Genomic DNA, 12,820 nt, shown 5'->3' on the forward strand with positions numbered 1-12,820 from the left:
GGGGTTCCCTATAGTATCTGCAGCGTTGAAACAGGGACGGGAACCAATGGAAGAACTGAACGAAGCCGGTATGTTAAGCTTTTCTCCGCTCATGAGAAGCTTCTCCTTTAACGCATTCATGGTTTCCGGATTCACCCCAATCAGCCCCGGCAGCAAACTCGACTTTTTTATCCACCGTCCCAACGGAATGAAAGGCTACATGATTAACCTGACGCTGAAAGGTGAAGGGATCATTCATCATGCAGAGGGCGAGTTTCACTGTCAGCAGGATGAGATGCTGTTGTTCCCGCCCGGCGTGATTCATCACTACGGCAGGGCCAAAGAGAGCATTGCCTGGGACCATCTCTGGATCTATTTTATCCCCCGTCCGTACTGGATTGACTGGCTGCGCTGGGACAATAAACAGGGCGACATCGGCCGCATGTTGCTCGCTGATAAACTGCAAAGCCAGCAAATGGTTCAGCTCTTCAAAGAGGTGATATCCTGTAATGCGGTCGGGGCACTGCTCCAGGAAGCCATGGCCATGAATGCGCTTGAGCGCATCATTCTGAAGGCCTTCCAGCTTCAGCCGGCCAGCAATCGTCATAACCGTGACCCCCGTATTCAGACCGTCTGCGATTACATTAATGAGCACCTGTCCGAAGATACCCGAGTCGAAGAACTGGCGCGCATGACCTTCCTTTCCGCCTCACGCCTTACTCATATATTCAGGAAAGAAATGGGTAATACCATTTACGGCTGGCGTGAACAGCAGCGTATTTCACGTGCCTGTGATTTACTGCGCTATAAACAGCTGAATGTCACTCAGGTTGCCCGCGCCGTCGGCTATGAAGACCCGCTTTATTTTTCACGCGTGTTCAGTCAGCACAACCAGCTGAGTCCACGCGAGTACCGAAAGAAATTTGAGCAAGCCGCTTTATTTTGACCGTACAGAGCATATGGTATTAAAGCTAATGTTCGAACATCAGCTCAAATATCATTGACGCGCCATCAACATCGATTTATGACTCGTATATGAGTCATAAAACCCCTTTAAGACTCATATGGCATCCATTTAGTTTGTGAATCCAGGAATGAAATGGTACTTAGAGTTCTATATGATGCACTAAGATGGTTAACGACCTTTAAGGAGGTCAAAATGCCGCGTTCGATACAGAGGGTTTACTCACGCTACACCCTTGAAGCGATCAAATTGTTCGCTGAAATGATCCGTTTTGAACGTAAAAACCAAAAAATGACGGAGTCAGAACTGGCGGAACGCGCAGGGATATCGCGGAGTATGCTGCAGCGAATTGAAAAAGCCGATCCCAAGTGCGAGCTGGGCGTTGTATTCGAAGTTGCGGCACTCCTCGGAATTCCTCTCTTCGATGCGACAGCCGACGTCAACCGGCTGATAGCCTATCGCAGGCAAACCGAGGATAAGCTCAGCCTGATGCCACAAAGGATACGTAAACCAGCGAAGGAGACGTTTGATGACTTCTGAAAGCGTACTTCCCGCCTCATAGACCCGCGTAATACTTGAAGACAACTCGCCTTCCCCCCTACTGCAACCGACTGGCAATCTGCCGCAGCTGCGCGGCGATCTGCGCTAAATCCTGCGTACCCGACCCCAGCGCGGCGGTGGAATTGCGTACCACCAGGCGTGCGGGCAGGATCGAGGACGATCGACTGTGGTCGTCTTCGCTGGCCTGCAAAATGCGGCTCACCGCCTCTTTACCCTGTAAATCGAGGTCGAGGGAAACCGTGGTCAGCGCGGGGTGGAAGAAGGCGCTTTCATAGGTGTCATCGTAGCCCACCACCGAAACCTGCCCCGGAACCGCCATGCCGCGCTGGTGCAGTGCGCTCAGCACGCCGAGCGCCATCTGATCGTTGCCGACCAGCAGCGCGCTGAAGCGCGGGGTTTCGTGCAGCATCTGCAGGATGCCGTTAAAGCCGCTCTGCGCATCCCAGTTGCCGTGGATCACGCTGACCGGCTGTAGGCCGTAGCCTTCCAGCGTCTCCAGCCAGCTTTTCAGCCGCAGGCGGGCGGAAACCGAATGCTGCGGCCCTGCCAGCAGCGCGAACTCGCGGTGCCCCTGCTCAAAGAGGTATTTGACGCTGGCGCGGGTACCGTCCGCCGGGTTAAACGAAACGTTAAACACCGACGAGAACGGATCGACGTCCAGGAACAGGCACAGGATGTCGTCGTTCTCCTGCACGATGCGCTCTGCATCGGTGGTCTCCAGCGGCACGTTAATAATCACTTTATCGACGCGCTGCGACTTCAGCTCGTTGATGCAATCCTGCAGGCTTTGGTTGACGTTCTCATCAATCATCGCGATCAGCACCTGGTAATCCGCCGCGTTGGCATAGCGCTTTACCGCCGCCGCCACCTGTGAAGGGGCATGCAGCGCCAGCGAGGTGGTCACCAGCCCGAGCGTGGTGCTCTGCTTACCGACCAGCTGCTGTGCCAGGCGGTTAGGCACGTAGCGCAGCACCTCTATCGCTTTCTCAACCTTGCTGCGCGTCGCTTCGGAGACGTTGGCAGACTTATTAAGCACCCGGGAAACGGTCTGATAAGACACTCCGGCGTGACGGGCAACATCCTCTAAAGTGGAATTCTTCGATTTCATGGCTCGCTTCCCTGGTAGCAGATGCGGAAAGTGTAACACAGCCGAAACCCTGGCCGGGTTAACCCCGTCACACTGTCGAAAAAATCATAAAAAAGTCCGACGTTCACATTCATATTTCGGTGATCAATCTCACCAAACGTTACAATAAGCGCCTAAAAATTTGCAGTAAATCACACAATCTTGACATTTAAATTGCAGGGGATTCGTCACTGGGCGTTTACTGCTCTCACATTGTGAACGTATTACAAAAACGAGGGTGACATGAATACCAGACTACATGCAACCGCTGTGGCACTTGCTGCGGCACTGACTTCCCCGGCGTTATACGCAGCCATCGATAATATTGATTTCCACGGCTATCTGCGCGGCGGCGTGGGCGTGTCGCAGGACGGCGGCATTCAGGAGTGGCAGAAGAACAAGCTTGGTCGTCTCGGCAACGAAGGTGATACCTACGGCGAAGTGGAGCTGGGTAGCGAAGTCTATAAAAAGGACGATGTCAGCTTCTACGTCGACAGCATGGTCAGCATGGTCTCCGATGGGTCTAACGATAACGAAACCACCCTCGGCGACGATGCGCAGTTTGGTCTGCGTCAGCTGAATCTGCAAATTAAAGGCCTGGTCCCGGGCGATAAAAATGCGGTGATCTGGGGCGGTAAGCGCTACTACCAGCGCCACGATCTGCACATTATTGACACCAAATACTGGAATATTTCCGGCTCCGGTGCCGGTATTGAAAACTACACCGTCGGCCCGGGCGCGGTGTCATTCGCCTGGATACGCGGTGACGCGAACGACGTTGACTACCGTGAAGACGGTGATAACGACGTCAACATCAACTACCTCGACCTGCGTTACGCCGGCTGGAAGCCGTGGAGCGGTGCCTGGACCGAGTTCGGTATCGACTACGCCATGCCGAACACCACCAAAAAGCAGAAAGAGTACGGCGGGCTGTATGATGCCGACAACGGCGTGATGCTGACCGGTGAAATCAGCCAGGATATGTGGGGCGGCTACCAGAAGCTGGTGTTCCAGTATGCGAATAAAGGCCTTGCGCAGAACGTTATCTCGCAGGGCGGCGGCTGGTACGATATGTGGAATGACACCCGCGACGCCACCGGCTATCGCATCATTAACACCGGCCTGCTGCCGATCACCGACCGCCTGTCGCTGAACCAGGTGATTACATGGGGCTCTGCGCAGGATCTGACGGCGTACAGCGATAAGAGCACCCTGCTGTCGGTCGTGGGCCGTGCGCAGTACCAGTTCACTGACTATGTGCGCGGTATCGGCGAAGCGGGCAGCTTCTGGCAGAAAGATCAGTACAAGGACGGCAGCGACTACAAACAGGCCGGGCAGAAATACACCCTGGCGCTGGGTCTGGCGGCCGGTCCTGAGTTCATGTCACGCCCTGAACTGCGCGTGTTTGCCTCCTACCTGAATGACTCCGAGCAGGGCAACAGCTTCGATGATGGTACAGCCAGCGATACCTGGAACTTCGGCGTCCAGGTTGAGGCCTGGTGGTAATCTCCCCCGCTCGCTCCCCGATCACTGCTTGAACACTGGCTGTTTTATTGGATAACCGTTACCGGTTATCCTTTTTTTATTGTGACAACGTCACCCTGTCAACTCAGGCATTGCCAAAGAAACGCGCATCCAGCAGCTGACGCAGCCGGTCCGACTGCGTGCCGAAGATGGCATGCACCTCATGGCCAAGGATCACCACCCCGATGGCTCCCGCCTGCTGCAGCCCGGCAGAATCCACCGCAGACAGCGATTTAACCGTCACTCGCAGCCGGGTCAGACAGGCATCCACCTGCACGATATTGTCGCGGCCGCCGAAGCAGCTTAACAGCCGATCCAGCAGCGCGTTGTCGGCCGGGGCTTCTTCCGCAGGCAGCGCTTCGCGGCTGAAGTAGTGCTTAAACGATTTCAGACTCACCATATTTCTCTCCTTCTGGACATAAAAAAAGGCGGGCTTGCGCCCGCCTGTGTATTCGCCGTTACAGCGGCGCGCGCAGCACGCGGCAGCCCCACGGCGGCAGGACCAGCATCCCGGAGAGCGGCGAGCCGTCCGTCAGGTCACTGATCCCCGCTGGCAGCGTGACTCTGTGCTCTGCCGCGGTGTAGTTCTGCAGGAAGATAAACGACTGCTCGCCGTCGGTACGACGATGGGCCGTCACGCCCGGCGGCAAGGTCACATCGAGCGCGCGCGGCAGCGCCAGCTGTTTAATCAGCGCGCCGTAGAAGTCGCGGTGGAAGGTCAGATCGTTGCGCGAGGCGATGTACCACGCCTTACCGGCACCGACTTCGTTTACCGTGACCGCCGGCTGTCCGGCATAAAAATCGCTCTGATAGCGGGCCAGCGCGGTGGCGCCCTCAAGATGAATCAGCTCACACAGCTCGCGCGCCTGATACGGGCCGCTCAGCCCCAGCGCATTGCCTTTGATGCCCTGAATCCCGTTTGATTCCTCGTCGGTCAGGCTGTCGATCTCTTCCGCCCAGATACCCAGCAGCGGCCGCAGCGGGCCGGGGAAGCCGCCGAGATGGCAGAGGTCGGTTTCATTCACCACGCCGGTCCAGTAGCTGGCAACGAACTGGCCGCCGTTGTGCAGATGGCGCTCCACGCGTTCGGCAAAGCCGTCGCGCACCATATACAGCATCGGCGCAATCACCAGCGTGTAAGGTGTCAGGTCGGCGTCGGCGTTGATCACGTCAACGGCCACACCCTGCTCCCAGAATGTCCGGTAGTGTTCCACCACCGTGCGCTCGTAGTGCAGGCCGATATTGCGCGGGCCCTGTGCGTTATCCATCGCCCAGCGGCTTTCCCAGTCAAAGATAATCGCCACGCGCGCTTCCACGCGACTGCCGAGCACCGGGGTCATCGCGTCCAGCATCCGCCCTAGCTCACTGACCTCGCGGCCGATGCGCGTATCCAGATGACCCACGTGGTCGATCACCGCGCCGTGGAACTTCTCCACCGAGCCGCGGCTTTTGCGCCACTGGAAGTACTGCACCGCATCCGCGCCGTGCGCCACGGCCTGTAGCGAGGAAAGAATATGCATGCCCGGCTTTTTGAGCTTGCTGGTTGGCTGCCAGTTGGTGGCCCCCGGCGTGGACTCCATCAGCACGAACGGTTTGCCCTGCTTGAGGGTGCGCATCAGGTCATGGAACATCGCGGTGTAGCAGGCCAGCGTGGTGTCATCCTTCTCGTTGTGCCACGTTGGATAGCTGTCCCAGGAGATAAAGTCCAGCGCCTGCGACAGCTTCCAGTAGTCGTAGTCGTAGAAATATTCCATAAAGTTGGTGGTGGCCGGCAGTTCCGGGTTAACCGCCTTCAGCGGCTTGATCTCCTGGGTGCAGAAATCGGTCACCTGGTCGGTCATAAAGCGCCGCCAGTCCAGATTCAGACCGTGGATCGACATCTCGCCCTGCGGCGAAGGCGAAGCAATCTGCGACCAGTCGGTATAGGTATGGCTCCAGAAATCACTCCACCAGGCGTGGTTCAACTGTTCCAGCGTCTGATAGCGGCGCTGTAGCCATTCGCGGAACGCCTGCTGGCAGCTGTCGCAGTGGCATTCGCCGCCGTACTCGTTGGAGATGTGCCAGCCAATTACCGCCGGGTGATGGCCGTAGCGCTCTGCCAGCCGACCGTTCATCGCCTGCACCTTCTGGCGGTACACCGCCGAAGTCATACAGTGGTTGTGCCGTCCGCCGTGCAGCGCCTTCACGCGATCGCGGCCCACACGCAGCACTTCAGGATATTTTTGCGACATCCAGGCCGGGCGCGCACCGCTAGGCGTGGCGAGGAACACGCGGATGTTCTGTGCATACAGCTTCTCCAGCACGTTATCCAGCCAGCTGAAGTCGTAGCGCCCTTCTTCCGGTTCCAGCTTGGCCCAGCTGAAGATGCCGACCGACATCACGTTGCAGTGGGCCTCCTTCATCATCGCCACATCTTCATCGATAATGCCCGGCGTGTGCGACCACTGCTCGGGGTTATAGTCCGCGCCGTGCAACAGGCGGGTGATCCCGGCCGCCAGCGGTGGGAATTTAGTCATACTTCTTCCTTAATCTGTCAGAGATACCGGCCCGCAGGCCGGTCAATTAATGAAAAGCCTGGATGGACGGCAGCACTTTGCCGCGGCAGTCAAACAGCGCCTGATTTTCACGGGCGTTGCCCTGCTTCCACTCGTCGTGGATGTACTTCATGCCTTCCGGCGTGGCCCAGGTATTGCCGCTGGCGGGTATCCAGGCCGGCTCCCAGTACACCACCCCTTTGCCGCGATGATTCGGCACCGCCAGCACCGCCGACATCAGGTCGTGCAGATAGGCCGCCTGGCCCGCCACGGTTGCCGGATAGCCGCCGTCTTTCTCTTCCTTCGCCTGGAAGCTGTTCTCGGCGCTGTCGCAGTTTTCCAGCGTGTAGCCGTAGGCGGCTTCCACCACCATCACGTCTTTCTGATAGCGCTGGCTGATGTCATCCATATTGGCTTTCAGCGCGGAGATCGGTCCGTTCCAGTAGGTGTACATCGACAGGCCGATCACATCGAACGGCACCTGGCGGCGGGTAATTTCATCGAACCACCAGCGGAACATGTCGTTTTTGGTGCCTTCCGCCAGGTGCAGCATGATCTTCACCTGCGACGGATCGCTGAGGTTCTCACGCAGACCGGCGATGGCCGATTTCAGCAGTCCCGCCAGGCGATCAAACTCGCCGCCGTTCTGCCCCCAGCTTTTGCCTTCCGGCCACAGCATGCCGCCGTTCAGTTCATTGCCGATCTGCACGATCTCCGGCAGCACGCCCTCCGCCTTAAAGCGGGCGATGGTGTCGCGGGTGTAGTCGTGAATGCGCGTTTCCAGCTGCGGGAAGGTCAGCTTCTCCCAGGCTTTCGGCTTGTACTGCTTGCCCGGATCGGTCCAGAAATCGCTGTAGTGGAAGTCGAGCAGCAGATGCATTCCCGCCGCTTTGGCACGTTTGGCCAGCGCCAGCGTGGTATTCAGATCGTTGGTGCCGCCGCCGTAGGCTTTGCCACTCGGGTCATACGGGTCAACCCACAGCCGCAGGCGAATGGTGTTGATGCCGTTAGCCTTCAGGATGGCGATCGGGTCCTGTAACTGGTTGTTGGCGTTGTAGAATTTCGCGCCCTGCTTTTCCAGCTCCGGCAGCGTGGAGATATCCGCGCCCTTAACAAAATCCGCAGGCACCTGGCCTATCGGGGTGATGACCGACGGCGTGGCGGCGAGCAGAGGGGTCGCCCAGGCCAGCGCCAGGGCGATTAACAGTGATTTACGCTTCATGGTTTATCCCTTTGTACTGCCTGATGTCAGGCCGGAAACGAAGTATTTTTGCAGCGCCAGATAAAGGATGGCGACCGGTACGGCGATCAGCACCGCCCCTGCGGCATAGGTGGTGTAGCTGGCCCCCATTTTCTGCGACACGAGGTTGTACAGTCCGATAGGCAGCGTGAACTGGTCCGGGCTGCGCAGAATGGTGCTGGAGAGGATGAAGTCCCCCAGCGGGCCGGTGAAGGAGAACAGCGCCACCACCGCCAGAATCGGCTTCGACAGCGGCATAATGATCTCAATGAAAATGCGGAAGTTCCCCGCGCCGTCCATACGTGCCGACTCGTCCAGATCTTTCGGAATGGCGTCGAGGTAGCCTTTCATCAGATAGGTGTTCATCGGGATCATGCCGCCAACGTAAATCAGCACCAGCGCCAGGTGGCTGTTGATTAAGCCCAGCAGCTGCGACAGCACGAAGATGGCAATCAGCGCCGAAAACTGCGGGATCATCTGCAACAGCAGAAACAGCATCAGACCGTTCTGCCGCCCTTTAAAGCGAAACCGCGAAAAGGCATAGGCGGTACAGCTGACGCTGATCAGAGTTAGCACCATGGTGAAGAAACTGATTTTCATCGAGTTCCAGTACCAGCTCAGGTACGGCACCGTGCCGTTAAACAGATTGCGGTAGTGCTGCAACGAGGCATTTTCCGGGATGATCGAGCTGCTGAGCAGGCTGTTGCCCGCGTTCAGCGAAGCGCCCACCGTCCACACCAGCGGATAGATAATGATGGTGGAAACCATCAGCACCACCAGCCAGGTCAGCGACAGGCGCACCCATTTTTCGCGTTTAATACTTACTGATTTCGCCATGACTGTGCCCTTACGCCATTTCATCTTGTTTGAACGATTTAGTGGCCCGGAACTGCCACAGCGCCACGCCGACCACAAAAATCGACAGCAGGATCGTAATGGTGGCGGCAATCGCATACTGCGAAGACGACATGGTCAGCTTGTAGATCCACGAAACCAGAATGTCGGTGCCACCGGCGTTAGACCCGGCCACCGCCGGGCCGCCGTTGTTAAACAGATAGATAATGTTGAAGTTATTAAAGTTAAAGGTGTACTGGGTGATGATGATCGGCGCGATGGCGTACATCACCAGCGGCAGCGTGATGGTTTTCAGCCGCGTCCAGGCGCTGGCCCCGTCCATCATCGCCGCTTCGTACAGATCGTCCGGAATGGCCTGTAGCACCCCGGTGGTCATGGCGAACACAAACGGGAAGCCGAGCCAGGTCTGCATCAAAATCAGTGCCGTTTTGGTCCAGAACGGATCGGTCATCCACGCCTTCGGCGCAATGCCGAAGAAGTCGAGAATCGAATTGTTGATCACGCCAAAGGTGTCGTTGAACATGCCCGCAAACACCAGGATGGTGACAAAGCCCGGCACCGCCCACGGCAGAATGAAAATGGTGCGGATCAGCGGCTTAAAGCGCAGATCTTTCTGGTTCACCAGAATGGCCAGCATCACGCCCACGCTGCACTGTAACGTCGTGGCCAGCAGCGTCCAGACCACCGTCCACTGCAGCACGTCGAAGAAGGTGGAGCGCCAGATGGATAAGGTGAAGATATTAATGAAGTTCTTCACCCCGACCCAGTCAACCAGCTTCGCGGGCGGCGTGTGGTACAGGTTGTAGTTGGTGAAGGCGATGGCGAATCCGAACAGAATTGGGAACACCACCACAAACACCAGCAGGATAAACCCCGGAGTGATCATCAGATAGGGGAAGCCCTCGCGCAGCAGGATCTGATACTGCTTGCGTACCCCGTGCAGCTGCTCGCCGTTATCGCGGCGCTGGCCGTTCAGCCACGCGTCACGGAACGACAGACCCCACAGCGTCAGGCCAAAGGCGATAATCAGCACGCTGATAATCCCCTCCGCCAGCAGGAAGATCGAGTTGTCGCGCGGCACCTCTTCCCCCAGCGTTACCAGTCCCCACAACCCCTGCTGCAGAAAATCATGGAACACACCGGCAAAGCTGGTGAGCAGGATTAAAAAACACAATCCCTTCGCCCACTGGCGATGATAGAACTGGCCGAAACCCGGCAGCAGCGCCAGCAGTACGCCAGTTACGGCGTGCTGCCGCGAGCGTTTGTTAAGCATCAGTTTTTCACTGGGGGAAATCATCACACCATTATCCTTCTTGCTTCCTGATTCGGGCCGCGATGCGACGCTGACTTACTGGTTACTGGCCTGCATCGCTTCAATCTGCATGGTGATTTGCTTCACCGCGCCGTCGAGCGCCGCTTTCGGTTCCTGCTTACCGGACACGCTCAGCTCCAGAGCGGCATTCGCCGGTCCCCACACTTCCTGCATTTCCGGTACGCCCGGCATGGCGGAGGCGCGTGCGGCCTGCACCGCAACGGCGTTGGCTTTCTCATCGTCTTTGATAATCGGGTCATTCATCAGCGCCAGCAGCGGTGGGATCTCCTGGGTTTTCTGATAGCGTTCTTTGACGTACTGCGGCTGGTTGATAAACTCGATAAATTGCTGCGCCAGCGCTTTATCCTTGCTCCAGGTGGACACTACATAGCCCTTCACGCCGAGGAATGAGCTCATCGGTTTGCCGTTTGGCAGCTCGGGCAGCGGCGCGACGCCGTAGTTGATGCCTGCCGCTTCATAGGGCTGGAACGCCCACGGGCCGTTAATCACCGCCGCCGCTTTTTTCTCGGTAAACAGCGAATCGATGGCGTTCAGTCCGTTATCCCCGAGGATGCCGCCCGGCAGCAGGCCCTGGGTGAAGAAGCTTTTCAGGTAGGTCACGGCCTCGATGCTGCCCGGGGTGTTCAGGCCGATGTCGTGGGTGTTCAGCCCACCTTTGCCGTCCTTGCCGAAGATGTAGCCGCCCATCGGCGCAATCACGCCCCAGCTGTAGTAAACCTGGTCGAACTTCGCCAGCAGGCCGTACTGTTTGGCTTCGCGCTGCTTCTGCGAGAAGGTGCGGTACTCGTCGAGGGTTTTCAGCGGCGACGGCAGCAGATCCTTGTTGTAAATCAGCACCAGGGTTTCAATCGCTTTCGGAATGCCGTACACCACGTTGTTCTGAATAAACGCGGCCATTGCCGACGGGGTATACGCCGCCTGATGTGCTGCATCCACGGTGATTGGCGACAGCAGACCCTGCACCACGGCGCTGCCCAACTGGTCGTTCGGGATCACCAGCACATCGGGGCCGATACCGGCCGGGCCATCCAGGCGCAGCTTCTCAATCTGCTGAGCGAAAGGCATCTCCTGCACTTTAACTTCAACGTTATGCTGCTTCTGGAAATCGGCGATGGCGGTTTTAATACCGTCGGATTTCTTAATATCTTCCCAGACGGTGAGCTGCTGTGCGGCGTAGGTGGCCTGCGTGGCCATCAGAGCGGACAGTAACAGCGTGATGCTCGTTTTCAATTTCATTGCTGACCTCATGTGAAGGTATGACATTTTTATGTTTTATTGCTGAGTTCGCAGGTCGTTAGCCGGTGGAAGTCAGCCTGTAGAGCGAGAGGAACTACAACGTGTTGATGTCATACGCTACGCAAGAGCACCCGATCTCACCAGCCCATATTTATCAATGTGTGATCGACGTTACAGAAATCAAAATACCCGGTAGGGGGCTTACCATCAGGGGGTTATAGTCAACCCGCTTCCCACAACGGTTGAAGCGCTGAAGTGAAGATTTGTAATACGTAATACATTTAACCCTGAAAAACATTCCCGATGAGGATTCGCATGTCCAGCATCAGACTGAGAAGCGTGAGTAAGAAGTTCGGCGCAACCGAAACGCTGAAAAATATTCAACTGGATATCGAAGCAGGCGAATTTGCCGTATTCGTTGGCCCTTCCGGCTGCGGCAAATCCACCCTGCTGCGGCTGATTGCCGGGCTGGAGGAAGTCAGCGGCGGCGAGATCCTGATTGGCGATGAGATGGTCAACGACGTTGCCCCCGCCCATCGCGGTGTGGCGATGGTGTTTCAGTCCTACGCGCTTTATCCGCATATGACCGTGGCGGAAAACATGGGCTACGGCCTGAAGGTCAATCGCGTACCGAAAGAACAGATCCGCCACCAGGTGGAGATGGTGTCCAAAACGCTGCAGCTTTCCCACCTGCTGGACCGCAAACCGAAGCAGCTTTCCGGCGGGCAGCGCCAGCGCGTGGCCATTGGCCGTGCGATTGTGCGTAATCCGAAGGTGTTTATGTTCGATGAGCCGCTGTCAAACCTTGACGCCGAGCTGCGCGTGGAGATGCGCCTGCACATCGCCAAGCTGCATCAGGAACTGAAGACCACCATGGTCTATGTCACCCACGATCAGGTTGAGGCAATGACGCTGGCCGATAAGATTGTGGTGATGAACTACGGCAAGGTTGAACAGGTCGGCTCGCCGATGGCACTCTACTACAATCCGGTTAACCGCTTTGTGGCGAGCTTTATCGGCTCACCGAAGATGAATTTCCTGCCCGCCCAGGTCGTGGAGTGCAGCGCCAGCGGGCTGCTGGTCAGCATTAACGAAGGGCAAAACACCCTGGCGCTGCCTGCCCCGCAGCGGCAGCTGCAACCGGGCGAGGCGCTGACGCTGGGCATTCGGCCTGAGCATTTGCGCATCAACAGCGACGCCCCGCTGCAGCTGGATTTCCACTGTGAAGTGGTGGAGCGGCTGGGCAACAATACCTATCTGTTTGGTCAAAGTTACGGCCACGACGGCTTTAAAATGCTGCTGCCTGGCGATGTTTCCTTCCGTCCTTATCAGTCGCTGCGCCCGTCCTTCTACCCGCATCAATGCATGGTCTTCGACAGCGAAGGGCTGCGCATCAGCGCGGATCTTGAGATCCCGCAGGATCAGGCGGCGTAATGCTGGCGGTTGTTTTCTCTACCCGCCTTATCCG

11 protein-coding genes are annotated in these 12,820 nt (G+C 57.3%); 4 read left to right on the forward strand and 7 right to left on the reverse strand.

What is annotated here, in order from left to right; translation table 11 throughout:
* Positions 1 to 46: 46 nt before the first annotated feature.
* A complete protein-coding gene (gene araC, locus IBT46_RS06220) occupies positions 47 to 925 on the forward strand; it encodes an arabinose operon transcriptional regulator AraC (protein WP_200544891.1) in 879 nt (292 codons plus the stop codon).
* A gap of 213 nt (positions 926 to 1,138) precedes the next feature.
* The gene (locus tag IBT46_RS06225; protein ID WP_123333512.1) at positions 1,139 to 1,483 is read left to right on the forward strand and encodes a helix-turn-helix domain-containing protein; all 345 of its coding nucleotides are present in this window, start codon (positions 1,139 to 1,141) and stop codon (positions 1,481 to 1,483) included.
* Positions 1,484 to 1,541: 58 nt separating this feature from the next.
* On the opposite strand, the gene IBT46_RS06230 is transcribed toward IBT46_RS06225, so the two are convergent.
* Positions 1,542 to 2,612, reverse strand: a complete 1,071-nt coding sequence (locus IBT46_RS06230; RefSeq protein ID WP_200544892.1) for a LacI family DNA-binding transcriptional regulator — start codon at positions 2,610 to 2,612, stop codon at positions 1,542 to 1,544.
* Positions 2,613 to 2,873: 261 nt separating this feature from the next.
* Here IBT46_RS06230 and IBT46_RS06235 point away from each other — a divergent pair, with 261 nt between their 5' ends.
* Positions 2,874 to 4,136, forward strand: a complete 1,263-nt coding sequence (locus IBT46_RS06235; protein WP_200544893.1) for a maltoporin — start codon at positions 2,874 to 2,876, stop codon at positions 4,134 to 4,136.
* A gap of 103 nt (positions 4,137 to 4,239) precedes the next feature.
* On the opposite strand, the gene IBT46_RS06240 is transcribed toward IBT46_RS06235, so the two are convergent.
* The 6 genes from IBT46_RS06240 to IBT46_RS06265 are packed head-to-tail and all read right to left on the reverse strand — an operon-like array spanning position 4,240 to position 11,352.
* The gene (locus IBT46_RS06240; RefSeq protein WP_200544894.1) at positions 4,240 to 4,554 is read right to left on the reverse strand and encodes a glucose PTS transporter subunit EIIB; all 315 of its coding nucleotides are present in this window, start codon (positions 4,552 to 4,554) and stop codon (positions 4,240 to 4,242) included.
* 58 nt (positions 4,555 to 4,612) lie between these two features.
* The gene (locus IBT46_RS06245) at positions 4,613 to 6,670 is read right to left on the reverse strand and encodes a beta-galactosidase (RefSeq protein WP_200544895.1); all 2,058 of its coding nucleotides are present in this window, start codon (positions 6,668 to 6,670) and stop codon (positions 4,613 to 4,615) included.
* Between the two features lie 46 nt (positions 6,671 to 6,716).
* Positions 6,717 to 7,910 (reverse strand): glycosyl hydrolase 53 family protein, encoded by a 1,194-nt coding sequence (locus IBT46_RS06250; protein WP_105591801.1) that lies wholly within the window; start codon positions 7,908 to 7,910, stop codon positions 6,717 to 6,719.
* Between the two features lie 3 nt (positions 7,911 to 7,913).
* A complete protein-coding gene (locus IBT46_RS06255) occupies positions 7,914 to 8,765 on the reverse strand; it encodes a sugar ABC transporter permease (protein WP_105591800.1) in 852 nt (283 codons plus the stop codon).
* Positions 8,766 to 8,775: 10 nt separating this feature from the next.
* On the reverse strand, positions 8,776 to 10,080 hold the full coding sequence (locus tag IBT46_RS06260) for a carbohydrate ABC transporter permease (RefSeq protein ID WP_105591799.1): 1,305 nt from the start codon (positions 10,078 to 10,080) through the stop codon (positions 8,776 to 8,778).
* 51 nt (positions 10,081 to 10,131) lie between these two features.
* Complete coding sequence (locus IBT46_RS06265; RefSeq protein ID WP_200544896.1) at positions 10,132 to 11,352, reverse strand: extracellular solute-binding protein; 1,221 nt, start codon at positions 11,350 to 11,352, stop codon at positions 10,132 to 10,134.
* A gap of 315 nt (positions 11,353 to 11,667) precedes the next feature.
* Between IBT46_RS06265 and IBT46_RS06270 the strand changes: the two genes are divergently transcribed.
* Positions 11,668 to 12,786, forward strand: a complete 1,119-nt coding sequence (locus IBT46_RS06270) for an ABC transporter ATP-binding protein (protein WP_200544897.1) — start codon at positions 11,668 to 11,670, stop codon at positions 12,784 to 12,786.
* The last annotated feature ends 34 nt before the right edge of the window (positions 12,787 to 12,820 follow it).

Origin of the sequence: Erwinia sp. S38 (assembly GCF_016624545.1) — a bacterium.
Lineage (GTDB): Bacteria > Pseudomonadota > Gammaproteobacteria > Enterobacterales > Enterobacteriaceae > Erwinia > Erwinia coffeiphila.